The organism is Hyphomonas sp. (assembly GCF_016125515.1).
Taxonomy (GTDB): Bacteria; Pseudomonadota; Alphaproteobacteria; order Caulobacterales; family Hyphomonadaceae; genus Hyphomonas.
The window spans coordinates 39,527-59,816 of the sequence record NZ_WGLO01000013.1 but is presented as its reverse complement, the minus strand read 5'-3'; the positions used below and the strand labels follow the sequence as shown (position 1 = coordinate 59,816).

Annotated in this window: 23 protein-coding genes and 1 riboswitch; of the genes, 9 read left to right on the top strand and 14 right to left on the bottom strand. The window is 65.2% G+C overall.

Features of this window, described 5'->3' with window-relative positions; translation table 11 throughout:
* Positions 1-103: 103 nt before the first annotated feature.
* The gene (locus GC148_RS11835; protein ID WP_366063774.1) at positions 104-496 is read left to right on the top strand and encodes a YkgJ family cysteine cluster protein; all 393 of its coding nucleotides are present in this window, start codon (positions 104-106) and stop codon (positions 494-496) included.
* 74 nt (positions 497-570) lie between these two features.
* A complete protein-coding gene (locus GC148_RS11830; RefSeq protein ID WP_291070966.1) occupies positions 571-942 on the top strand; it encodes a hypothetical protein in 372 nt (123 codons plus the stop codon).
* A 6-nt stretch (positions 943-948) separates the two neighbouring features.
* Here GC148_RS11830 and GC148_RS11825 read toward each other — a convergent pair whose 3' ends face one another.
* Together GC148_RS11825 and thiC are read right to left on the bottom strand one after the other, a co-directional pair.
* Entirely contained in the window at positions 949-1,446 is a 498-nt protein-coding gene (locus GC148_RS11825; protein WP_291070965.1) for a nuclear transport factor 2 family protein, read from the bottom strand.
* Positions 1,447-1,546: 100 nt separating this feature from the next.
* Positions 1,547-3,448 (bottom strand): phosphomethylpyrimidine synthase ThiC, encoded by a 1,902-nt coding sequence (gene thiC, locus GC148_RS11820; RefSeq protein WP_291070964.1) that lies wholly within the window; start codon positions 3,446-3,448, stop codon positions 1,547-1,549.
* Between the two features lie 37 nt (positions 3,449-3,485).
* A riboswitch (TPP riboswitch) is annotated at positions 3,486-3,584 on the bottom strand.
* Positions 3,585-3,710: 126 nt separating this feature from the next.
* Between thiC and GC148_RS11815 the strand changes: the two genes are divergently transcribed.
* Positions 3,711-5,192 (top strand): serine hydrolase domain-containing protein, encoded by a 1,482-nt coding sequence (locus GC148_RS11815; RefSeq protein WP_291070963.1) that lies wholly within the window; start codon positions 3,711-3,713, stop codon positions 5,190-5,192.
* A gap of 74 nt (positions 5,193-5,266) precedes the next feature.
* Here GC148_RS11815 and GC148_RS11810 read toward each other — a convergent pair whose 3' ends face one another.
* The 7 genes from GC148_RS11810 to rlmN all read right to left on the bottom strand — a co-directional run bounded on the left by GC148_RS11810 (position 5,267) and on the right by rlmN (position 10,355).
* Complete coding sequence (locus GC148_RS11810; RefSeq protein WP_291070962.1) at positions 5,267-6,115, bottom strand: hypothetical protein; 849 nt, start codon at positions 6,113-6,115, stop codon at positions 5,267-5,269.
* Positions 6,112-6,636, bottom strand: a complete 525-nt coding sequence (locus tag GC148_RS11805; protein WP_291070961.1) for a YbjN domain-containing protein — start codon at positions 6,634-6,636, stop codon at positions 6,112-6,114. The genes GC148_RS11810 and GC148_RS11805 overlap by 4 nt, the downstream gene beginning before the upstream one ends.
* An 89-nt stretch (positions 6,637-6,725) precedes the next feature.
* Complete coding sequence (locus GC148_RS11800; protein WP_291070960.1) at positions 6,726-7,589, bottom strand: hypothetical protein; 864 nt, start codon at positions 7,587-7,589, stop codon at positions 6,726-6,728.
* Between the two features lie 70 nt (positions 7,590-7,659).
* Positions 7,660-8,001: an ArsC/Spx/MgsR family protein gene (locus tag GC148_RS11795; protein WP_291070959.1), complete on the bottom strand. Its 342-nt coding sequence runs from the start codon at positions 7,999-8,001 to the stop codon at positions 7,660-7,662.
* 91 nt (positions 8,002-8,092) lie between these two features.
* Positions 8,093-8,332: a DUF2164 domain-containing protein gene (locus tag GC148_RS11790; RefSeq protein WP_291070958.1), complete on the bottom strand. Its 240-nt coding sequence runs from the start codon at positions 8,330-8,332 to the stop codon at positions 8,093-8,095.
* Between the two features lie 5 nt (positions 8,333-8,337).
* Positions 8,338-9,093: a phosphodiester glycosidase family protein gene (locus GC148_RS11785; protein ID WP_291070957.1), complete on the bottom strand. Its 756-nt coding sequence runs from the start codon at positions 9,091-9,093 to the stop codon at positions 8,338-8,340.
* 95 nt (positions 9,094-9,188) lie between these two features.
* Positions 9,189-10,355, bottom strand: a complete 1,167-nt coding sequence (gene rlmN / locus GC148_RS11780; protein WP_291070956.1) for a 23S rRNA (adenine(2503)-C(2))-methyltransferase RlmN — start codon at positions 10,353-10,355, stop codon at positions 9,189-9,191.
* Positions 10,356-10,544: 189 nt separating this feature from the next.
* On the opposite strand from rlmN, the gene GC148_RS11775 reads away from it, so the two are divergent.
* Both GC148_RS11775 and GC148_RS11770 read left to right on the top strand, forming a co-directional pair.
* A complete protein-coding gene (locus GC148_RS11775) occupies positions 10,545-11,180 on the top strand; it encodes an OmpA family protein (RefSeq protein ID WP_291070955.1) in 636 nt (211 codons plus the stop codon).
* Between the two features lie 155 nt (positions 11,181-11,335).
* On the top strand, positions 11,336-11,968 hold the full coding sequence (locus tag GC148_RS11770; protein ID WP_291070954.1) for a 1-acyl-sn-glycerol-3-phosphate acyltransferase: 633 nt from the start codon (positions 11,336-11,338) through the stop codon (positions 11,966-11,968).
* A gap of 3 nt (positions 11,969-11,971) precedes the next feature.
* On the opposite strand, the gene GC148_RS11765 is transcribed toward GC148_RS11770, so the two are convergent.
* The gene (locus tag GC148_RS11765) at positions 11,972-12,445 is read right to left on the bottom strand and encodes an invasion associated locus B family protein (RefSeq protein ID WP_291070953.1); all 474 of its coding nucleotides are present in this window, start codon (positions 12,443-12,445) and stop codon (positions 11,972-11,974) included.
* A 218-nt stretch (positions 12,446-12,663) separates the two neighbouring features.
* Here GC148_RS11765 and GC148_RS11760 point away from each other — a divergent pair, with 218 nt between their 5' ends.
* Together GC148_RS11760 and GC148_RS11755 are read left to right on the top strand one after the other, a co-directional pair.
* Positions 12,664-13,245 carry a sigma-70 family RNA polymerase sigma factor gene (locus tag GC148_RS11760; RefSeq protein WP_291070952.1) on the top strand — a complete coding sequence of 194 codons (582 nt, stop codon included), beginning with the start codon at positions 12,664-12,666 and terminating at the stop codon, positions 13,243-13,245.
* Positions 13,246-13,313: 68 nt separating this feature from the next.
* Positions 13,314-13,985 carry a ChrR family anti-sigma-E factor gene (locus GC148_RS11755; protein ID WP_291070951.1) on the top strand — a complete coding sequence of 224 codons (672 nt, stop codon included), beginning with the start codon at positions 13,314-13,316 and terminating at the stop codon, positions 13,983-13,985.
* Here GC148_RS11755 and GC148_RS11750 read toward each other — a convergent pair whose 3' ends face one another.
* Genes GC148_RS11750 through GC148_RS11740 form a run of 3 tightly spaced genes read right to left on the bottom strand, consistent with a single transcriptional unit; the run spans position 13,986 to position 15,726 of the window.
* The gene (locus GC148_RS11750; RefSeq protein WP_291070950.1) at positions 13,986-14,522 is read right to left on the bottom strand and encodes an RNA methyltransferase; all 537 of its coding nucleotides are present in this window, start codon (positions 14,520-14,522) and stop codon (positions 13,986-13,988) included.
* Complete coding sequence (locus GC148_RS11745) at positions 14,519-14,836, bottom strand: hypothetical protein (RefSeq protein WP_291070949.1); 318 nt, start codon at positions 14,834-14,836, stop codon at positions 14,519-14,521. The genes GC148_RS11750 and GC148_RS11745 overlap by 4 nt, the downstream gene beginning before the upstream one ends.
* Before the next feature lie 5 nt (positions 14,837-14,841).
* Positions 14,842-15,726, bottom strand: a complete 885-nt coding sequence (locus GC148_RS11740) for an isoaspartyl peptidase/L-asparaginase (RefSeq protein WP_291070948.1) — start codon at positions 15,724-15,726, stop codon at positions 14,842-14,844.
* A 98-nt stretch (positions 15,727-15,824) separates the two neighbouring features.
* On the opposite strand from GC148_RS11740, the gene GC148_RS11735 reads away from it, so the two are divergent.
* Positions 15,825-16,814: an NADPH:quinone oxidoreductase family protein gene (locus GC148_RS11735; protein WP_291070947.1), complete on the top strand. Its 990-nt coding sequence runs from the start codon at positions 15,825-15,827 to the stop codon at positions 16,812-16,814.
* 96 nt (positions 16,815-16,910) lie between these two features.
* Here the strand turns inward: GC148_RS11735 and dnaK are convergent, their stop codons facing one another.
* Entirely contained in the window at positions 16,911-18,803 is a 1,893-nt protein-coding gene (dnaK, locus tag GC148_RS11730; RefSeq protein ID WP_291070946.1) for a molecular chaperone DnaK, read from the bottom strand.
* Between the two features lie 369 nt (positions 18,804-19,172).
* Here dnaK and GC148_RS11725 point away from each other — a divergent pair, with 369 nt between their 5' ends.
* Positions 19,173-20,261 carry an aldo/keto reductase gene (locus GC148_RS11725; RefSeq protein WP_291070945.1) on the top strand — a complete coding sequence of 363 codons (1,089 nt, stop codon included), beginning with the start codon at positions 19,173-19,175 and terminating at the stop codon, positions 20,259-20,261.
* Positions 20,262-20,290: the final 29 nt, after the last annotated feature.

Below are 20,290 nucleotides of genomic sequence, written 5' to 3'. Positions count from 1 at the left end.
CGCCCACCCTCTCGTAAGCCTTTGAAAGGCATGGGAATTATTTTTCCGGAGGCCTCTAGAAAGTTGCACAAGCCCTCTTGCGGGGCGCGCGCGGCGGCAGTAAATCGCGCCGCCGCTGGGGGCTGCGAGAGGCGCGGGCCGAGCGGGGGAGCCTTCGTTTCGCGTCCATGCCCGATGTGTCGTTCGACTGTGTGTCCTGCGGGCCTGCTGTTTCAGCCGGAACCCGCGCTATCTGCAACTCCTGCCCTGGGACGCCGCGCGCAGATTGCCGCCTGAGAGCCTCTTTACCGAGGACGCGCGCACCTATGTGAGGTTCGACTGCGGGCATTGCGTCCACCTGGACCTCTCGGGCGGTAAGGCGGTGTGCGGCGTCTACCAGGACCGGCCTGAAGCCTGCCGCGCTTTCCGGGCGGGCAGTTTCGAATGCCAGAAGGCGAGGCGGGCCAACGGCATCCTGGGCGTGAATGTGCGCGACCGGAAAGGGGAGCCGGCCTGAGGGGCAGGGCAAAATTCGGGGGCGCAATTTCTGCGCCGGCATGTCAGGATGGGTGCGAAGGCGGGGAGGCGCAAATGGCATCTATCTTTTTCTGGGGGGCGGCGGGCGTATGCGCGCTGACCGTGGTGATCCACGTGTTCCTGGGAGGGGCCAAGTGGGTGCGGCCCTATCTCGCGGTGGAGATGGAGCCGGGGCTGAAATGGCTCGGCTACCTGATGTGGCACCTTGGCACGGTCTCGACCCTGTTCATCATGGCGGGCTTTGCGGCGGCGGCATTGGATGGTTCGAGGACGGACTATGCGATGATCGCCACCGCCGGCGCGGCTAGCTTCGTCGCGGCGGCGGTTTGGACGGCGGTGAAATCCGGCGTGCCGCTGCAGCGGTTTCCGGTGATCTTCATGTTCTCGGTTGTGACCGCGCTGGGGGCGGCGGGGCTCGCGCTGTAGACGGAACTATTCAGCGGGCGCTTGCCTTGGGTAAGGGCCATGATCGTAGCTGACGATGCGGGCGATGCGCCAGGTGTCGCCCTCCTGATGCCAGACGTGCAGGAAGCGGGCGATGCCGTGGGGCGCGTCGGCGCCAACATTGGTGAAGGTGTGCAGGCCGGTCTCGACTGCGCCATAGCCGGGGATGGGCCAGACCTCGAGCGTGCCCGGCACGAGCTGGCGCGTGAAATTGTTGCAGACATTCTTGTTGACCGCCTCGACCGTCGCCGCGCGGCCGACCGAGAGGCCGGCATTGTCGTGATAGAATTCGAGGCCGTCTTCGAGGAAGGTGCCGAAGGTCTCGCCGTCACAGGAATTGAAGGCGGCGAACATGGCGGCGTCCTTCTCCGCGATCAGCGCGGTGAGGGCGGGGTCGACGGCCTGAGGCGCGGGGGCAGGGGCGGCGTGCGTGGCACAGGCGGCCAGCGCCAGTGCGGCGCAGGCGGCAGACAAGCGGGGCATCATGGAATGAGTCCTCGGAAAGGGGTTGCATACGCCTCTCGGGGGAAGACGCCAGGCGAGGTGGGGCGGGCGTGTCGATGGGGGGATGTGTCCACTAAACCAGTCAATCAATCACCGCTCGCTTCCGTCCGTCCTCCGACAGATAGATCTCCCCGCCCTTGTCGAGGAACTCTTTCGACTTTTCTTCCATGCCTTTGCGGGCTTCAAGGGCTTGGCGTTCGAGGTCGGCGCGTTCGTTTTCGGTCATGCCGGCGGCGTAGTCGCGCACTTCGGCGGTGATCTTCATCGAGCAGAATTTCGGGCCGCACATGGAGCAGAAATGGGCGACCTTGTGGGCGTCTTTCGGCAAGGTCTGGTCGTGGAAGTCGCGCGCGGTTTCGGGGTCGAGGGCGAGGTTGAACTGGTCTTCCCAGCGGAACTCGAACCGGGCGCGGGAGAGGGCGTCGTCGCGCAGCTGCGCGGCGGGGTGGCCCTTGGCGAGGTCGGCCGCGTGGGCGGCGATGCGGTAGGTGATGACGCCGACTTTCACGTCATTGCGGTCGGGCAGGCCGAGATGTTCCTTGGGCGTCACATAGCAGAGCATGGACGTGCCGAACCAGCCGATCATGGCGGCGCCGATGCCGGAGGTGATGTGGTCGTAGCCCGGGGCGATGTCGGTGACGAGGGGGCCGAGCGTATAGAAGGGGGCTTCGCCGCAGGCCTTCAGCTGCTTGTCCATGTTCACCTTGATCTTGTGCATCGGCACATGGCCGGGGCCTTCGATCATCACCTGGCAGCCTTTGGCCCAGGCGATTTTCGTCAGTTCACCGAGGGTTTCAAGTTCGGCGAACTGGGCGGCGTCGTTGGCGTCCGCAATTGCGCCGGGGCGCAAGCCGTCGCCGAGGGAGAAGGCGACATCATAGGTGCGCATGATGTCGCAGATTTCCTCGAAATGGGTGTAGAGGAAGCTTTCCTTGTGATGGGCGAGCATCCATTTCGCCATGATCGAGCCGCCGCGGCTGACGATGCCGCAGACGCGCTTGGCGGTGAGGTGGATATAGGCGAGGCGCACGCCGGCATGGATGGTGAAATAGTCGACGCCCTGTTCGGCCTGTTCGATCAGCGTGTCGCGGAAGACTTCCCAGGTGAGGTCTTCGGCGACGCCGTTCACTTTTTCCAGCGCTTGATAGATCGGCACGGTGCCGATGGGCACGGGGCTGTTGCGGATGATCCATTCGCGGGTGTTGTGGATGTTGCGGCCCGTGGAGAGGTCCATCACATTGTCGGCGCCCCAGCGGATCGCCCAGACCATCTTCTCGACCTCTTCTTCGATGGAGGAGGCGACAGCGGAGTTGCCGATATTGGCGTTGATCTTGACGAGGAAGTTGCGGCCGATGATCTGCGGCTCAAGCTCGGCATGGTTGATGTTGGACGGGATGATGGCGCGGCCGCGGGCGATCTCTGAACGGACGAATTCCGGCGTGATGAACTCAGGAATGTCGGCGCCGAAGGAATTGCCCTGTTCGATCTGGGCGGCGGCGTTTTCGAGCGCGGCGCGGCGGCCGAGGTTTTCGCGCTCGGCGACGTAGATCATCTCCTTGGTGATGATGCCGGCGCGGGCGAATTCGTATTGCGTGACGGGCTTGCCGGGCAGGCCGCGCAGCGGGCGGTGGCGCACGGGGAATTCGCGGGTGAGATGCTTGCCGGCGGCGAAGCCATTGTCTTCGGGGCGGATGTCGCGGCCTTCATATTCCTCGACGCCGCCGCGTTCGAGAATCCAGGCGCGGCGGCCGCGCGGGAGGCCAGCTTCGACATCGATGGCGACCGAGGCGTCCGAATAGGGGCCGGACGTGTCGTAGACGCGCACGGCGGGTTCGTTCGCAGACGGATGAAGATCAATCTCGCGGTGCGGCACGGCGAGCGAGGGGTCGGCTTCCGGCGCGGTGTAGACCTTGCGGCTGGCGGGTAGGGGGCCGGTGGTGACGGCGCGAGGGGCGAAGTCGCTCGGCTTGGTGGGGGTGTTCATTCTGGGTCTCCATCAGATGCGGAAGACCCGGGATTTCTAGCGGTCGGTTTTCCGTCCCTCGCGCCGGCATGACCCGGATCAGGTTCAAAGGGTAACTCTCAGCCCGGCCCCATGCCGGACACCCCTCGGATGGGAGAGACCATAGGCCGATTGGCGGGCGTGGAAAAGGGGTGGGATTCTCGCAAGGTGGATAACTGCATCCCGCGTTTTCGCGCCGTCCGGGCGTGTTAGGTTGACCGGACCGATTCGGAGGGAGGTCCAGATGATCCGGACTCAGCTGCTACCAGGACTTTTGGCGGGCCTTGCGGTCCTGCTGTACGGCTGCGCCTCGGCGCCGCCGGAGGCGGCCTTGCCCGAGGCGTCGATGGATGCGGCGCAGACGCCGTCCCGCCCCGACGAACAGTTGGCGCTTGAGGCACGCATCACGCCGGTCGTTTGGGTCGCCGGTGAGGCGCCGGAAGCGCTGCCGCTCTCCGATCACATGGCGAAGATCGGCGTGCCGGCCGTTTCCATCGCGGTCTACCAGGGCGGCGCGCTGCACTGGGCCGAAGGGTACGGTGAGGGCGCCGACCGGGATACGCTGTTCCAGGCGGCGTCGTTGTCGAAGATGGTGGCGGCGGTCGGGATCACCGCGCTGGCGCAGGAGAAGGGCGTGTCACTGGACGCCGACATTTCCGCCAGCCTCCCGGGCATCGACATGGCGACGTTCAATCCCGAAGGGGCGCCGATCACACTGCGCGCCCTGCTTTCGCACACCAATGGCGCAACCGTGTCCGGTTTTCCGGGATATGAAGCTGGCCTGCCGGTACCGTCCACGCTGGAGGTGATCACCGGGTCGGGCGGTGCCAATACAGATGCCGTGGTCATCCGGCCGAACCCGGACAGGACATTTGCCTACTCGGGCGGCGGATACTCGGTCGCCCAGTACTGGGCTGAGCAGGTTTCAGGCGAGAACTTTGCCGCAATAATGCAGAGGCTGGTACTTGGCCCGGCAGGCATGACGCAGAGCACGTTTGCGCAGCCCCTGCCGGACGGGTTTGCAGGCGGAAATATCGCGGCAGCGCACAGCGCGGACGGCGAGGAGATTGCGGGACGTTGGCACACATATCCGGAACTCGCTGCGGCAGGCCTGTGGACGACACCCTCCGATTACGGACGGTTCCTCGTAACGCTCGGCAAGGCCTCTGCGGGAGAAGCCGGCACGGGGATTGATCCGGCCGTAGCGGCTCAGGTGACCGCGCCGGTTGTGGAAGATTATGGCCTCGGTGTGGGCATCGTCATGTACGATGGTGAGAAGTCCCTGCAGCATAGTGGTGGCAATGAAGGCTACATGTGCTTTGCGATGGCCCTGCCCGAACGCGGCGACGTGATTGTCACAATGACGAATTCCGACAACGGGCATCGCCTGTACCGGGGCGTCCTGACGACAGCGCGCGGGATCTATGGTTGGCCATCCGACACCCCGGAGGCCCTGACGCGCGTCGCGCTCAGCGCGGAAGCGTTGGCGGCGTTTGCGGGAGCTTATGTCCAGGAGGGGACCACGGATGTCGTCCTTGAGCTGACGGTCGGCGACACGGATCTGCTCGGAACTTCGCCGTTCGTGGGCAGCTTCCGGCTGTTACCGGTCGGCGAGGGTGTTTTTGTTGATCCGGAAAACGGCTTCAAGATCGTCTCTGAAGACGTGGACGGCGATGTTCGCCTCTCCGTGATGGGGATGGTGTTGGTGAAGGTCGCGCCTGAGTAGGCAGCGGCCTCAGCGCGGGCTGTCGAAGACGGCGAGGAAGTCGGCCCTAGGGCGGGCGATCTTGTTCCGACGTCTCAGCACGGGCCTTGCCAGGTCGCGCTGCCGTAAAGCCGGACGATCTCGCGGCCGCCCATGCCGTCGGTGTCGATGGTGGCGCTGCCATTCCAGCTGAGGGATGTGGCGCTCTGGTTGATGAAGAAGGCGCCTTCGATCAGCTGCGAGGTGCAGGTGAAGCGGAAAGCGCCGGTATCCGACAGGCTGCCGAAGCAGGCGGCGCCCTCGGCGGTCATTTCGGCCGCAATGGCGCCGGCTGGCTCGTCGCCGTCGCGCGGGTCGAGGCAATAGCTGGAGGTGAACGAGCTGCCGTCCGGATTGCCGAAGGATGTCGCATAGCGCCCTGGGTACAGGCCGTTGGCCAGAACCTTCGGGCGGTTGGCCTCAAGGCCCCGCTCGACTTCGTCCACTTCGAATTCGAAAGCGGCGATGTTGGCGAGCAGGTTCTCGCGGGTGATGCCGCCGGCCACATGGACCGTGTGGCGCAGCCACAGGTTTGGCGGCGAGAATTGTGTGTCGGCGGACGCGCGCACGAAGAAAGTTTCCCGGTTCAGCCCGTGCGCAATCGACACCGCGTTCGGTTGCTGCGTCTCGTATTCCAGGATGATGGCCTGGCAGTCTTCCGGCTTGCCATCCGGTGCGCACATCGAGCCGGTAAACCGGTACGCCCGGCCGTCAGGCCGGCGAAGGGTTACGACAGGCGATTTGCAGGAATAGACGTTGAGCCAGGTCCAGCCGAGTTCATCGATGATTTCCCGCATGACCGGCAGTTCAAAGCTTGTGACGAGGCGGTCGTTTTCGGGGGAGGCTGTAAGAGCGCCCAGACAAAGTGCGCTGCAGAGGAGAGCGGCGGTGCGTTTCAGGTTCATGGTTCAAGGAGCCAGCGCAGGGAGTTGGCGTTGGAGTCAATCTGGTCCAGCAAAGCGGACAGGTTCGCTCGCGTGAGGCCGCCCGTGAAAATGATATGGTAGTTGAGCGTGTAGTCCTTGCCGGTCCAGGCGGCGCTGACCGGGCCGGAATTGGAATTCCAGTAGTCAGCCATTTCATGCGGTGCATCCGGCGGCGTATCCGTGACGATGTGGGCCCGCACCAGCGCCTGACGACAGATCCCGGTTTCGCACGCATGGCCCTGCAGCAAGAAGGATATGCCGCTGGCGCCGGTAAGGCGCACACGGATCGGGTCCGATGCGCCGGCGATGGTCTCGCCGGTCCAGCCTTTTTCGGCCGCGATGGCGGTGAGGACTTCCGGGTCGAACCGGTCCACAAGCGCTGCGCCGGGATCTGCCGAGGCGGTCCCGCAGGCGAGGAGCATCATGGCGGCCACAAGGCCGGACTTGCTGCGATCATTCAGGGCGGCTGCCAGCATGGGCAGCGGAAGGTGGACGCGCATGCAGACTCCGGGAGGTGGGACGCAGGCCCGATGTTTAGCGTGCGCCGCGGCGCGCCTGCAATCCGGATTTTACCGAAGGGAGGCCGGCCTCAGCGCTGGCTGTCGAAGAAGGCGAGGAGGGCCTGTTCGATGCTGAAATCAGCCTGCGGGCGGGCGGGCCATTCATGGCCGCCGGTTTCGGCGGCGGTGGCGACGAGGACCGAGCCGCCGGCGCAGGCGCGGGTGGTGGTGGCAAGGCCGGCGGGGGCGGGCACGGGCGTGGCCGGGCCGCAGGATTTGAGATCGGCAAGCTTGGCCTCGGCCTTGGGGAAGGCGAGGTGGGGCGCGGTGCGCCAGCGCTCGGCCTTGTCGTCCGGATTGCCGTTGAAGCTCAGCACGTCATCGTCCTGCGCGTGGTACATAAAGATCGAGGTGCGGTCCGGCACGTCCGGCTGGTCGGCGAAGATGGCGCCGCTGACCGGGGCGATGGCGCGGGGCGCCTCCTTCATGGCACCGGCGAGCCGGTAGCTCAGCATTGCGCCGTTGGAATGGCCCATCAGAAAGATCCGTGAACGGTCTATGCCGATCCGCTTGTCGAGCGCTTCGATGGCGGCGTCGGCATAGGCGGCGTCGTTGATTTTGGCCTTCTGGGCATAGGCGCAGCAATGGACGGCATTCCAGGTGCGCAGCTTTTCGGAATTGCGGCGCGAGGAGCCGTCCATGAAGGCGACGGCGTAGCCTGCGTCGTTGAGGGTGCGGGTCAGGGCGCGGGACTTGCCCGCCATCCAGTCATCCCCGCCGCCGCCGCCATGGAAGACCATGACGAGGGGGGCGGGGCCCTTGGCGCCGGCTGGGGCGTAGAGGATCAGCTCCCTGTCGGCCTTGCCGGCTTTGACGGTGAGGGTTTCGGGCGCGGCGAAGGCGGGGGCAGCGAGCGCGACGAATGCCGCAAGGGCGAGGAAAAGACGGCGCATGGGAGGGCTCCGGGCTGGCGGCTCAGGGGTTGAACGTATCCGGTCCGGGTTTCCGTCGCTTGAACGGCGCTCAGCCGAGGCGGGCTTTGGTTTCAGCGGTCCAGCCGACCAGGATTTCGCGCTCCGTTTCGATGACGGGGCGCTTGATCAGGGTCGGGTTGCCGAGGAGGAGGCCTTCGAGGCTGGAGCCGGAGGCGCGCGCCTTGTCTTCTTCCGAGAGGCCGCGCCAGGTAGTGGACGAGCGGTTCACGAGCTTGTCGCCGGCCGCCGCGATCCAGCGGGGCAGGAGGGTTTTGAGGTCGGCCTCGGCGCGGATATCGACGAATTCCGGCGCGGCGCCGCTGGCTTCGAGCTCCTTCAGGGCCCTCTTGCAGGTGTCGCAATTCTTCAGGCCGAAGAGTTTGGTGGACATGATGGGGGCTCCTGAGCGGCGTGAGCGGCAAGTGGGGTGACAGAAGCCGGCACGCAACCGTCTGAAGCGACGGTTGAGGCAGGCTGAAGGGTCAGGCCGGATCGTCGACGAAGACTTCGCCGTTCAGGTCGTCGAGCCGGGCCTGCAGATGTGCGCGCACGTCCTCCACCGCCTGGTTGTAGACGCCTGGGCCGATCAGGGCGGTCATCCGGTCCACGATCTCGCCGGCGCGGAAGCTGCTGAGGGTTTCGTCAAAGTCGCGGGCGAAGAGGGTCTGGACCTGTTCGATCAGGCGCTGGCGGCGTTCGGGCGAGAGCTTGATCTGTTTCACACGCGTTACTTCTTCGTCTGGCGCACGACGCCGACGATGGGGCCCATATCGAGGCCGGATTCGTCGCGCTCGAGCGCCGGCGCGTAGACCTTCGAGACGGCGCCGTCGAGGTAGAGGGCATTGGGCACGCCGAGACCTTCCTTGAAGAGGCGGGCGAAGGAATGGAAGTTCACCGGCGCGTCGGAGATGACGAAATAGACCCGGCGGCCATCGGCGCTGACGCCGACGCCGTTGCGCCGGCGCGTGCTGGTGCCGTCCGGGTTCAGCACGGGATGCAGCTCGCCGTCGATCACCAGCATCGGGCCGGACTGGGTGGCGAAACGGGGCACATCGTCCGTGAACTGCGCGTCATAGGTGAGGGTTTCGGTGACGCCCGCCTTGCCGCCATCGATCCAGAAGACGCCATTGGGCAGCATGCCGAAATTGCCGGGACCGGCATTCCGGACGAGGCCCATCTCGGACTTCTCCTCCTCGACATAGAGGCCGACCGGGCGGCGGTCTTCATGGTACATGCCGGCATTCATGGCGAAGACCAGGCTGCCCCCCTTGGAAGCGACATAATTGGCCAGCCGGTCGAACTGGCCGAAGGGGGCGCCGGTCTCGTCGCGCAGGAAGAGGCGGATGTCGTCGGCGGCGGGGTCGAAGGTGCAGACGAGGTAGGGCACCGACTCGAAGGTCAGGTTGCGGCAGGGCCCCTCGATCCGGCCCGAGCAGGCGGTCAGGAGCGCCGCAATGGCTGCCAGGAGGAGGGGGCGTATCATCAACACAATTCTAACGGGCATGCACGGATTCGCAAACACGGGTCCTGCACGGGGTGTGGAATGGCCAGGACGGCGCGGCGCCCTGAGGCGGCGCCTCAGGCGTCGGGTTGGGGCGCGGCGGTGAGAGCTTCGCGGCGCTTTTCAGCGGCGGACTTCTTGACGCTTTCCGAGCGCAGCTGGCCGCAGGCGGCGAGGATATCCCGTCCGCGCGGGGTGCGGATCGGGGAGGCGTAGCCCGAGCGGTTCAGGATCTCGGCGAAAGCCTCGATCGTGTCCCAGCTGGAACACTCATACGGGCTGCCCGGCCAGGGGTTGAACGGGATCAGGTTGATCTTCGCCGGCACACCCTTCAGCAGGCGGACGAGATCGTGCGCCTCGGCAATCGTGTCATTGACGCCCTTCAGCATGACATATTCGAAGGTTACGCGGCGCGAGTTGCCGACGCCGGGATAGGCGCGGATCGCGTCGAACAGTTCGGCCAGGTTGTACTTGCGGTTGATCGGCACGAGTTCATTGCGCAGGTCGTCATTCGTCGCGTGCAGCGAGATGGCGAGCATGGCATTGGTGCGTGCGCCGAGTTCAGGGATCTTCGGCGCAACGCCGGCGGTGGAAACGGTGATGCGGCGCCGGCCGATGGCGAGCCCGTCGCCGTCGGAGATCGTGTCGATGGCCTCGGCAATGTTGTCGAGATTGTAGAGCGGCTCGCCCATGCCCATGAAGACGATGTTGGTGAGCAGGCGGTCTTCGTCCGCGCTCGGCCATTCATCGAGCGCGTCGCGGGCGATCAGCACCTGCTGGACGATTTCGGCGGCGGTCAGGTTGCGGACCAGGGCCTGCGTGCCGGTGTGGCAGAAGGTGCAGTTCAGGGTGCAGCCGACCTGGCTGGAGACGCAGAGCGCGCCCGCCTTGCCGACATCCGGGATATAGACGCTTTCGCCTTCGACGCCGGGGGCGAAGCGGGTGAGCCACTTCTGCGTGCCATCTTTCGAGATCTGGTGGTCGGCGATTTCGGGGCGGGTCAGCGTGTAGGTGTCCGCAAGGCGGGCGCGCAAATCCTTCGCGATATCGGTCATCACCGAGAAATCACGAGCGCCGAAATGGTGAATCCAGCGGCGCAGCTGCTTGGCGCGCATGCCGGCCTGTTTACCATCCAGCCCCAGCGATTCCATTTCGGCCTTGAGGGCTGGTATCGACAGCCCGGCCAGCGTGCGCGGGCCGGGTTGGGGCGCCGGGCGCCGGGAAAGATCGAGGGTCGTGCTCATCGGCGGGCCTATATCATGGGCTGTGGATTAAGGAAAACCCGCCCAACATGGACGGATTTTAAGCCTCGGGTTTCCTGCAAAAGCCTTATTCTGACCTAGATTCAGGGTGATTTCCGGCTCCGTTGGGCAGGGTTCAGGTCGGATGCGGCACAAGCCCGGCCAACAGTTTCATGCAAGGGAGTCCAAGACATGAAGAAATACGCATTTATTGCCGTCGCTCTGGTCCTTCCGCTGGTCCAGGCCTGTCAGAACGGCCCGAGCCAGCGCGTCCTGACCGGCACCGCAGCTGGCGCAATCCTCGGCGCTGGCGTCGGCATGGCGGCCGGCGGTGACGACAAGCGCAACGCTGCGATCGGCGCCGCAGTCGGCGCAATCGCCGGCGCTGCTGTCGGTGGCTACATGGACGAGCAGGAGCGCAAGCTGAAGGAAGCGACCGCCGGTACGGGTATCGAAGTGACCCGCCAGGGCGACCAGCTCCAGTTGACGATGCCGTCGAACGTGACCTTCACGGTCAACTCGGCCACCATCCAGCCGGGCTTCTACGGCCCGCTGAACGATGTCGCCAAAACGCTGGTCGAATATCCGTCGACCGCCGTGGACATCATCGGCCATGCAAGCTCTGACGGCGCTGACGACTACAACATGACCCTCTCGCAGCAGCGCGCCGCCGCGGTGCGCACCTACCTGATCAATCGGGGCACCCAGGCTGTCCGCATCAACGCCATCGGCATGGGTGAGACCCAGCCGATCGCGGACAACTCGACCGCTGAAGGCCGCGCTGCCAACCGCCGCGTGGAAATCATCCTGACGCCGATTACCCAGTAATCGTGTCCGGCCTTTAAGGCTGACAGGCGGGCGGCGGTCTCAGGATCGCCGCCCGCTTTCTTTTTCCCGCACGCGCTGTCTTTTCCCTCGTTTTGTGCAGGAATTCGCGTACCGGTATATGGTAATCGTGTGCAAAGCACGGATCGTGTGCGGTGATGACCAGTCCAGCACCGACGCGGCGGCCCAAGGGGCCATTCGGGCGCAGCGCGCCGTATCGCGGCGTCTTTTCCGAGTTTATCCGGGGCCTGTCCTGGCTCTACCTGAAGGCCACCGGTTGGCGGGTGGGGTCAGACTGGCCCGTGCAGGTGCCCAAATCGGTGATCGTGGCCGCGCCGCACACGTCGAACTGGGACGGGCTGACGATGGTGGCGGTGGCGGGCTGGTACCGCGTCAAGCTGAACTGGATGGGCAAGGCCGCGCTGGTGCGCGGGCCGCTGGGGTGGCTCGTGAAGCGCTCGGGCTGCGTGCCGGTCGAACGGTCAAGCTCTAACGATTATGTCGAGCAGATGCGCCAGGCCTTTGCGAGCCGCGAGACGATGCATCTGGCGGTCGCTCCGGAGGGCACGCGGGAGGCCAATCCGAACTGGAAGACGGGCTTCTATCATATCGCGCGCTCGGCCGGTGTGCCGCTGTTGATGGCGGTGCTGGACTATCGCACGCATGTGCTGCGCCTCGAGGGGCCGTTGCCGGTGACCGATGATGCGGCCGGCGACATGGCGAAGGTGCTGTCCTACTACGCCGAAGCCGACGGGAAGTTCCCCGAACGCTTCGTGCGGCCGGATTGGTAGCGCTTACCTGCAGGCCTCGGCGGCCTTGTCGATGGCGGCGGAGGAGCCGCTCAGTGAGAACTTGTAGGACACCTTGGTGCCGCGCGCAGACGTGCCTTCGACGGCGAGGCTGGAGCCCTTGCGCAGCGCTTCAACGATGGCCGGGTCATCCGCATCCTCGGCAAAAGCTTCGGCGCCGGCCGTGAACAGGGTCCAGACGGAGCGGCCGACCTTGGCCTTCGGACTGGAGCCTTCCCTGAAATTGAACCCGACCTTGATGCTCGGCTGGGCCTTCGCCTTGCCGGACTTCCAGCTGGTCACATAGTACCAGACCGCACCGTGATTGGCCTTGGAGGGCGACTTGGAGGTCGCTTCGGTCGCCGCATAGCAGATCAGGTCGTCGCCAGCCGGTTCGGTGAAGACCGCCCAGTCCTTGAACCGGCCCACGGCGGTCGGCTCAGCAAAGGCCGGCGCGGCGAGGCAGATGGGCGCGATCATGAGCGCGAGTTGCAAGAAGCGGCGCAAGGGCTTGAAAGGTGTGTTCAATGGTCTCTTCCCATAGGCTGGCTGCGACTTAACTGTAAGGGCAGTCGCGCGCGTGCGCGACCACGGGAATCACATATAACGCGTCTCGCACGGATGGGTTAACCACCCTGGTTGCTTTACAGCCATGAGCAGTTGAAACTGCGACGACTGCCCAGGGGAAGAGCTTACGCGTGTTCGATAAACCGGTCCGTACAGGGGACACCGCTCAACGTGAGCGGCACGCCGACTGTATCGCGGCGATCGCGCAGACGCGCTCGCGCGAGGCCTTTGCGGAGCTGTTTGCCTTCTACGCGCCCCGCCTGAAGAGCTACATGCTGCGCCTCGGCGCCTCGGACGGGGAGGCGGAGGAGCTGGCGCAGGACGTGATGGTCTCGCTGTGGCGCAAGGCAGATCTCTACGATCGCAAGCAGGCCTCGGTGTCGACCTGGCTGTTCCGGATCGCCCGTAACCGCCGCATCGACGCGCAGCGCCGGCAACGCCGGCCGGAACTGCCCGCCGATGACCCGATCCTGCGCCCGCCGGAGATCGAGCAGCCGGATGCGCTGATGGCGCAGGACCAGATGGAAGAGGCCGTGCGGGCCGAACTGCTGAAACTGCCGCAGGACCAGCAGAACCTGCTGCGGGCGGCTTTCTATGAGGGGCTGTCCCATTCCGAGATCGCCGCAGCCTTCAATCTGCCGCTGGGCACGGTAAAATCCCGGATCCGGCTGGCTTTCCAGAAGCTTAGGGGAGGCCTGCATGAACGTGAATGACCGGCCGGCCTTGACGATTGCCCCTGCCGGACAATCTTCCTGACAGACGCCCAGAATACCGAGACCCAATGACAGATACTGCCGCCCCCTCTTTCAGCGAACTCTATGCCGCCTATGCGGCCGGTTGCCTTGATCCCGCCTTCACCCTGATGGTGGAGACGCAGAGCGTGCTGCGGCCCGAAATCCGCCGCTCTGTGGCGGCCAGCGAAATGATCGCCGGCGGTCTGCTGGAGACTGCGCCGGAGGCCGCGCTGAGTGCGGGCGCGCTCGACCGGGCGCTGGCGGAAATCGATGCGATTGAGGTGAGCGCCGACCTTTCGGTCAAAGCGGGCCGCGCGGCCGGCGAGGCCATGGACGAGGTTCTGGCGCTGCCTGAACCCCTGCGCAGCGCGGCGCTGGATGCCATTGTGCAGACCGGCTGGCAATCGATGGGGCGGGGCCTGAAACGCCTCAACCTGCGCAGCGGCGACCAGCTTGAAACCGAACTCTACCGGATCTCGCCGGGCGCGCGCATTCCGCGCCACGCCCATGCGGGCAACGAATACACTCTGGTCGTGGCCGGCGGGTTTTCTGACGAGCGCGGCAGCTATGGTCCGGGCGAAGTGGTGATCAACGGCCCGAACGACCTGCACCAGCCGGTCGGGGACGAGGGCGAGATCTGCTACGCCTTGGCGGTGCGCGATGGCGGCCTGCGCTTCACTGGCGTGATGGGCTTCCTGCAGCGCCTGCTGGGCGACTGATCAGGACTCGCTGCCCGGTTTCTGACGATCCGGGCCCGGAACATGTTTCCGGCGCGGTGCATCCGGCCCGCCCGGCATGATCGGGCGCGGCGCATGGCTGCCCATCGAAAGGTGACGGTCGTACATGACCAGCGCGCCCGCCAGGCTGACATTGATGCAGAACTTGGTCGGGATCTTCACGATGTGGGCGCAGCGTTCCATGATCGCGGGTGAGAGGTTTCCCTTTTCCGGTCCAAGGATATAGGCCGCCTGCGGAGGATGCCGGAAGGTCGGCAACATCACGGCGTCGTCCGTGAGTTCCACGCCCACCAGCTGGCAGCCGCGCGGCAGTTGCATTTCGTTGATCGAGTCCCATTGGTAGAACGGGATCTGGCCATCGCTCTTGGACGTGTCCGCCGAATGCGCGGCCTTGATGTCCTTGGCGGCATTGATCGAGAAGACAAAGCTCGCGCCGAAGGCATGGCCTGTGCGCATCAGGGCACCCAGGTTGCGCGGCTTGGAAATGCGTTCGGCGCCGATGGCGAAATATCCCCTCATGGTCCGAAGACTCCAAGGGCAAAGCGCCCGGCAAGGACGACGATCAGCAGGAGGCCGGGTGCGATCAGCGACACGCGCCGCGCCAGTGCGAGATGGGCGAGGGGACGGGGATATTCCGTGGTGAGGTAAAGCGTGTCTTCGCTGGTGGGTGCGCCGCGCCCGACTTCAAAAAGGGCGGTGCGATAGCGCGCGTCCTTGTGCTTGCCGCCGAACTTGTCCGCGAGCGCGCGGCGCAGCACGATGGACAAGAGCATCCGCATCTGCGCTGCCAGCAGGATGGCGAAGCCGAGCGCGGCGACAAGGATCCAGAACACGGCGATCACAGGAATGTGCCCACTTCAAACCGGCCACGCGAGTCGGCGAGGCCGCGCTTCAGGCCGGACGAGTTGAAGCCCCAGGCGAGTTCGCCGGAGGCGGAGACAGCGATCATGCCGCCATTGCCGCCGAGGCGCTTCACATCATCGAGGGCGCCCTGGACGGAGGATGCAAACGGCTGGTTGCCATAGCGGATCCGTGCGGAGACGTCGGCCGCGGCGTTGGCGCGGATGAAATACTCGCCGAGGCCGGTGCACGAGACCGCGCAGCGCTCGTCGGCCCAGGTGCCGGCGCCGATGATCGGCGTGTCGCCGATGCGGCCGGGCGTCTTGGAGAGAACGCCGCCGGTGGACGTGGCAGCAGCCAGGTCGCCGTAGACATCGAGCGCAACGGCGCCGACCGTTCCCATGTTCGAGCCGGGGGGCGGATCATCTTCCTGGACGGTGTCTTCATCGACGGCACCGTAATAGCTGTAGGGGTCGAGCACGCGCGCAAGACCCGCAGCGTCGGCGAGGCTGGCGGCGCCATCGCCCACGAGCATCACGTTGGGCGTGCGCTCCATCACGGCCCGGGCGGCCTGGATGGGGCTCTCGAAGCCCTGCAGGGCGCCGACAGCGCCGGCGCGGCGGGTACGCCCGTCCATGATGGCAGCGTCGAGTTCCCAGTTTCCGGCCGTATTGGGGCTGGCGCCGCGCCCCGCCACGTAGAGACCCGAGGCTTCGAGCTCCATCACCATGGCTTCAACCACGTCGAGGGCGGCCTCGCCGGCGGCCAGCCGGCCGGCGCCGTCGCGCAGAAGGCCCCGGATGTGCGCCTCTTCCGGCGCATAGTCGCGCCCGAAGATCGGTCCCGCGCCGCCATGCAGGGCCAGTGCCCAGATTTTTGCCATCTCTTTTTGCCTCTTTCCCCTCGCGTCAGGCTTGGCGTGGGTGTGGCGCATGGCTACCGTCAGGGCGGACAAACAACAAGCCGTGAAGGGAGTGGCGCATGAAAGCCGTGCTGTCGAAAACCGTAGGCGGGCCGGAGGCCCTCGTGATCGAAGACGTAGCCACGCCCACGCCGGGCAAAGGCCAGGTGCTGGTGGAGGTGAAGGCGTGCGGGGTGAACTTCCCCGATTCGCTGATGATCCAGGACCTTTACCAGTTCAAACCGCCGCGCCCGTTCTCGCCGGGCGGCGAAGTGGCCGGATTTGTCTCCGCGCTGGGCGAAGGCGTCAGTCATGTGAAACCGGGCGACCGGGTGCTGGCCTCGGTCGGTAGCGGCGGAATGGCGGAATACGCGCTGGCCGCCGCCCACTCCGTGATGCCGATTCCGGACAACATGCCGTTCGATGAGGCTGCCGCCTTCATGATGACCTACGGCACCTCGTATTATGCGCTGAAGGACCGGGCTGATCCCAAGCCGGGCGAAACGCTGCTGGTGCTCGGCGCGGCGGGCGGGGTCGGTATTGCCGCGGTCGAACTCGGCAAGGCGATGGGCCTGAAAGTGATCGCTGCGGCCTCGTCGCAGGCGAAGGTCGATTTCTGTCTGTCCAAGGGCGCTGATCTCGGCCTCGTCTATGCGAGCGAGCTTGACCGCGACGGCCAGAAGAAATTTGCCGACGACATCAAGGCGATCTCCGGCGGCGGCGTTGACATCGTCTATGACGGTGTGGGCGGAAATTATGCCGAGCCGGCGGTGCGCGCGCTGAACTGGGAAGGGCGTTTCCTCGTGATCGGCTTCCCGGCCGGTATTCCGAAACTGCCGCTGAACCTCACGCTGCTGAAAAGCTGCGACGTGCGCGGTGTGTTCTGGGGCGCCGCCGTGGCGCGCGATCCCAAGGCGCATGCGCAGAACGTCAAGGAACTGTTCGAGCTCTACAAGGCCGGCAAGGTGCGCCCGCACATCTCGAACACCTATCCGCTCGAAAAAGGCGGCGAGGCCATCCGTGAGCTGATGGAGCGCAAGGCGACCGGCAAGGTGGTTGTGGTGATCTAGGATTCTGGCCGCGTCTTCCGGCAGGAGCGCCGGCGCCTCCAAAGAAAAAACCCGCCGGATCGCTCCGGCGGGTTCTGTCTTTGAGAGGAGGATGCCTCAAGCGCTCTTTGCGTCGTCGACTTCTTCGAAGTCGGCGTCCACCACGCCGTCATCCTTGGCGCCGTCCGCTTCGGCAGCGGCCGTGCCGGCGGCAGCATAGATCGCTTCGCCGAGTTTCATCGCGGCCGTCATGAGCGCCTGATGCTTGGCCTGAATGTCGGCGGTGTTGTCACCGGCGGCGGCTGTCTTCAGGTCGGCAATGGCCGATTCGATTTCGCCCTTGACCGCATCGGACACTTTCGAGCCGTGCTCAACCAGCTGCTTCTCGGTCTGATGGATCAGCGCTTCGGCATGGTTCTTGGCCTCCACCAGTTCGCGGCGGGCCTTGTCGGCGCCCGCATTGGCTTCGGCTTCGGCCATCATCTTCTTGATGTCGGCTTCCGACAGGCCGCCATCCGCCTGGATGGTGATCTGCTGTTCCTTGCCGGTGGCCTTGTCCTTGGCCGAGACCGAGACGATGCCGTTGGCGTCGATGTCGAACGTGACTTCGATCTGCGGCAGACCGCGTGGGGCAGGGGCAATGCCTTCGAGGTTGAACTGGCCGAGCTGCTTGTTGTCAGCGGCCATCTCGCGCTCGCCCTGCGCAACCTTGATCGTCACGGCTGGCTGGTTGTCCTCGGCGGTCGAGAAGACCTGGGACTTCTTCGTCGGGATGGTCGTGTTGCGCTCGATCAGGCGGGTGAACACGCCGCCCAGCGTCTCAATGCCCAGCGAGAGCGGGGTCACGTCGAGCAGGACCACGTCCTTTACGTCGCCCTGCAGGACGCCGCCCTGGATCGCCGCACCGATGGCAACCACTTCATCCGGGTTCACGCCCTTGTGGGGTTCCTTGCCGAAGAACTTCTTCACCGCGTCCTGCACGGCCGGCATGCGGGTCATGCCGCCCACGAGGACGACTTCATCGATGTCCGCCGGGGTCTTGCCCGCGTCTTTCAGGGCCTTCTTGCAAGGCTCGATCGTGCGGTCGACGAGGTCCTGGACAAGGCTTTCGTACTTGGCGCGCGTCAGCTTGATGTTGAGGTGTTTCGGGCCGGTCGCGTCTGCCGTGATGAACGGCAGGTTCACTTCGTACTGCGTGGTCGAGGACAGCTCTTTCTTGGCTTTCTCGGCTTCTTCCTTCAGGCGCTGAAGGGCGAGCTTGTCGGCTTTCAGGTCGATGCCCTGATCCTTCTTGAACTCGCTGGTCAGGAAGTCGACGATGCGCAGGTCGAAATCTTCACCGCCGAGGAAGGTATCGCCGTTGGTGGAGAGCACTTCGAACACGCCGTCGCCGATCTCGAGCAGCGAGACGTCGAACGTACCGCCGCCAAGGTCGTAGACCGCAATCGTCTTGTTGCCCGACTTGTCGAGGCCATAGGCGAGGGCGGCTGCGGTTGGCTCGTTGATGATGCGCAGCACTTCAAGGCCGGCAATCTTGCCGGCATCCTTGGTGGCCTGACGCTGGGCGTCGTTGAAGTAGGCCGGAACCGTGATGACCGCCTGCGTGACCTTCGCGCCGAGATAGGCCTCGGCGGTTTCCTTCATCTTGGTGAGAATGAAGGCCGAGATCTCCTGCGGGGCGTAGTCCTTGTCGCGGCCCTTGACCCAGGCGTCGCCGTTCGGCGCCTTGACGATGCCGAAGGGGCTCATCGCCTTGTCCTTCTGGGCCGTCGGGTCGTCGAAGGTGCGCCCGATCAGGCGCTTGATGGCGTAGAAGGTGAAGTCTGGGTTGGTGACGGCCTGCCGGCGGGCGGGCTGGCCGATCAGGCGCTCACCACTTTCGGTGAAGGCCACGACGGAGGGGGTGGTGCGGTTGCCTTCGGCGTTCTCGATGACCTTTGCTTCGCCGCCTTCCATGACGGCCACGCACGAGTTGGTGGTGCCGAGGTCGATGCCAATGATCTTGCTCATACTGTCTCTCTCTTCTGTCAGCTGCCGTTCGCGGGGTTTGGGTTCGGTCTGCTCAGCAGCCCCGGCCGCCAATGGCTCTTTCAAGTTTCACGTTTTGAGCGGTGACGACGGATTTTAAATCCACTCACCTGTTCGGTCTGCGATATGGGAAGAATACCCCGCCGCTCAAGGGGCGGATGCACATTTGGATGACGTGGACGATCTGCCGCGTTCCCAGCAAGCACAGGCCTGCGCGGCTTTGAAAACGGTTCTCAGTAGGCGCGAGAAGGCGCCCTGCCGGGCGATCCGGCGAGGAGCTGGCCGGCGGTTTGGCTCGACATATCCGTTTTGCCCCCCATCTTAGCCCGCCAGACAGAGGATTTGCCCTAGATGAAATATGCGAAACTTGGACGGACCGGCCTGATCGTATCGAAACTCTGCCTCGGCACGATGACTTTTGGCGGGGATGGCGGCATCTGGAAATTCATCGGCAAACAGCAGCAGGACGAGGCCGACGCGTTGGTGCGCAAGGCGTGGGATTCGGGGATCAACTTCTTTGACACCGCGAACGTCTATTCGGCGGGCGTGTCCGAGACGATGCTGGGCCAGGCTATCCGCAATAACGGGCTGCCGCGCGACGAGGTCGTCGTGGCCACCAAGGTCTTCGGCCGGGTCTCGATGCGGGTGCCGGACGATGCGACCGGGGCCCAGAAGGCAGAGGCCGAGCGGCGCGAGACGGCGGCCCGCAACATTTCCGGCCTGTCGCGCAAACACATTTTCGATGCGGTCGATGCGAGCCTGCAGCGCCTCGGCCTCGACTTTATCGACCTCTACCAGGTGCACGGCACCGATCCGCTCACGCCGATCGAGGAAACCGTCGAGGCGCTCGACGCGGTCGTCCGGTCCGGCAAGGTGCGTTATGTCGGCCTGTGCAACATGCCTGCCTGGCTGATCATGAAGGCGGTGGCCTATGCCGAGCGGCGCGGGCTGGCCCGGTTCGAAAGCTGCCAGATGTATTATTCGATCGCCGGGCGCGATCTCGAGCGCGAAGTCGTGCCGATGGCGAAAGACCAGCAGCTGGCCATCCTGCCGTGGAGCCCGCTGGCCGGCGGATTCCTGTCCGGCAAGTTCAGCCGGGACGGCGCGGGCCCCAATGATGCGCGCCGCACGATTTTCGACTTCCCGCCCGTGAACAAGGAAAAAGGCTTCGACATCATCGACGAGATGCGCCGGATCGCCGGAAAGCACGGCGCGACGGTGCCGCAGGTGGCGCTCGGCTGGCTGCTGCACCAGGGCCATGTGACCAGCGTGATCATCGGGACGCGGACGATGGACCAGCTGGCGGACAATCTCGGCGCGCTGGATGTGGCGCTGGACAGCGATGACCTTGCTGCGCTCGACGCCGTCTCGGCGCTGGCGCCGGAATATCCGGGCTGGATGCTGGACCGCCAGGGCATGGATCGGCGCAGCCAGGTCTGAGCCTGCTCGGGGCCCCGGAAGGCTGGCTC

What these genes read in the sequence shown, in the direction of transcription:
- GC148_RS11775 (WP_291070955.1), top strand. Translation starts at nt 10,545, where the DNA reads ATGAAGAAATACGCATTTATTGCCGTCGCTCTGGTCCTTCCGCTGGTC.
- thiC (WP_291070964.1), bottom strand. Translation starts at nt 3,448, where the DNA reads ATGAACACCCCCACCAAGCCGAGCGACTTCGCCCCTCGCGCCGTCACC.
- GC148_RS11795 (WP_291070959.1), bottom strand. Translation starts at nt 8,001, where the DNA reads ATGTCCACCAAACTCTTCGGCCTGAAGAATTGCGACACCTGCAAGAGG.
- GC148_RS11735 (WP_291070947.1), top strand. Translation starts at nt 15,825, where the DNA reads ATGAAAGCCGTGCTGTCGAAAACCGTAGGCGGGCCGGAGGCCCTCGTG.
- dnaK (WP_291070946.1), bottom strand. Translation starts at nt 18,803, where the DNA reads ATGAGCAAGATCATTGGCATCGACCTCGGCACCACCAACTCGTGCGTG.
- GC148_RS11800 (WP_291070960.1), bottom strand. Translation starts at nt 7,589, where the DNA reads ATGCGCCGTCTTTTCCTCGCCCTTGCGGCATTCGTCGCGCTCGCTGCC.
- GC148_RS11810 (WP_291070962.1), bottom strand. Translation starts at nt 6,115, where the DNA reads ATGAACCTGAAACGCACCGCCGCTCTCCTCTGCAGCGCACTTTGTCTG.
- rlmN (WP_291070956.1), bottom strand. Translation starts at nt 10,355, where the DNA reads ATGAGCACGACCCTCGATCTTTCCCGGCGCCCGGCGCCCCAACCCGGC.
- GC148_RS11830 (WP_291070966.1), top strand. Translation starts at nt 571, where the DNA reads ATGGCATCTATCTTTTTCTGGGGGGCGGCGGGCGTATGCGCGCTGACC.
- GC148_RS11815 (WP_291070963.1), top strand. Translation starts at nt 3,711, where the DNA reads ATGATCCGGACTCAGCTGCTACCAGGACTTTTGGCGGGCCTTGCGGTC.
- GC148_RS11740 (WP_291070948.1), bottom strand. Translation starts at nt 15,726, where the DNA reads ATGGCAAAAATCTGGGCACTGGCCCTGCATGGCGGCGCGGGACCGATC.
- GC148_RS11825 (WP_291070965.1), bottom strand. Translation starts at nt 1,446, where the DNA reads ATGATGCCCCGCTTGTCTGCCGCCTGCGCCGCACTGGCGCTGGCCGCC.
- GC148_RS11725 (WP_291070945.1), top strand. Translation starts at nt 19,173, where the DNA reads ATGAAATATGCGAAACTTGGACGGACCGGCCTGATCGTATCGAAACTC.
- GC148_RS11770 (WP_291070954.1), top strand. Translation starts at nt 11,336, where the DNA reads ATGACCAGTCCAGCACCGACGCGGCGGCCCAAGGGGCCATTCGGGCGC.
- GC148_RS11805 (WP_291070961.1), bottom strand. Translation starts at nt 6,636, where the DNA reads ATGCGCGTCCACCTTCCGCTGCCCATGCTGGCAGCCGCCCTGAATGAT.
- GC148_RS11750 (WP_291070950.1), bottom strand. Translation starts at nt 14,522, where the DNA reads ATGAGGGGATATTTCGCCATCGGCGCCGAACGCATTTCCAAGCCGCGC.
- GC148_RS11765 (WP_291070953.1), bottom strand. Translation starts at nt 12,445, where the DNA reads ATGATCGCGCCCATCTGCCTCGCCGCGCCGGCCTTTGCTGAGCCGACC.
- GC148_RS11785 (WP_291070957.1), bottom strand. Translation starts at nt 9,093, where the DNA reads ATGATACGCCCCCTCCTCCTGGCAGCCATTGCGGCGCTCCTGACCGCC.
- GC148_RS11755 (WP_291070951.1), top strand. Translation starts at nt 13,314, where the DNA reads ATGACAGATACTGCCGCCCCCTCTTTCAGCGAACTCTATGCCGCCTAT.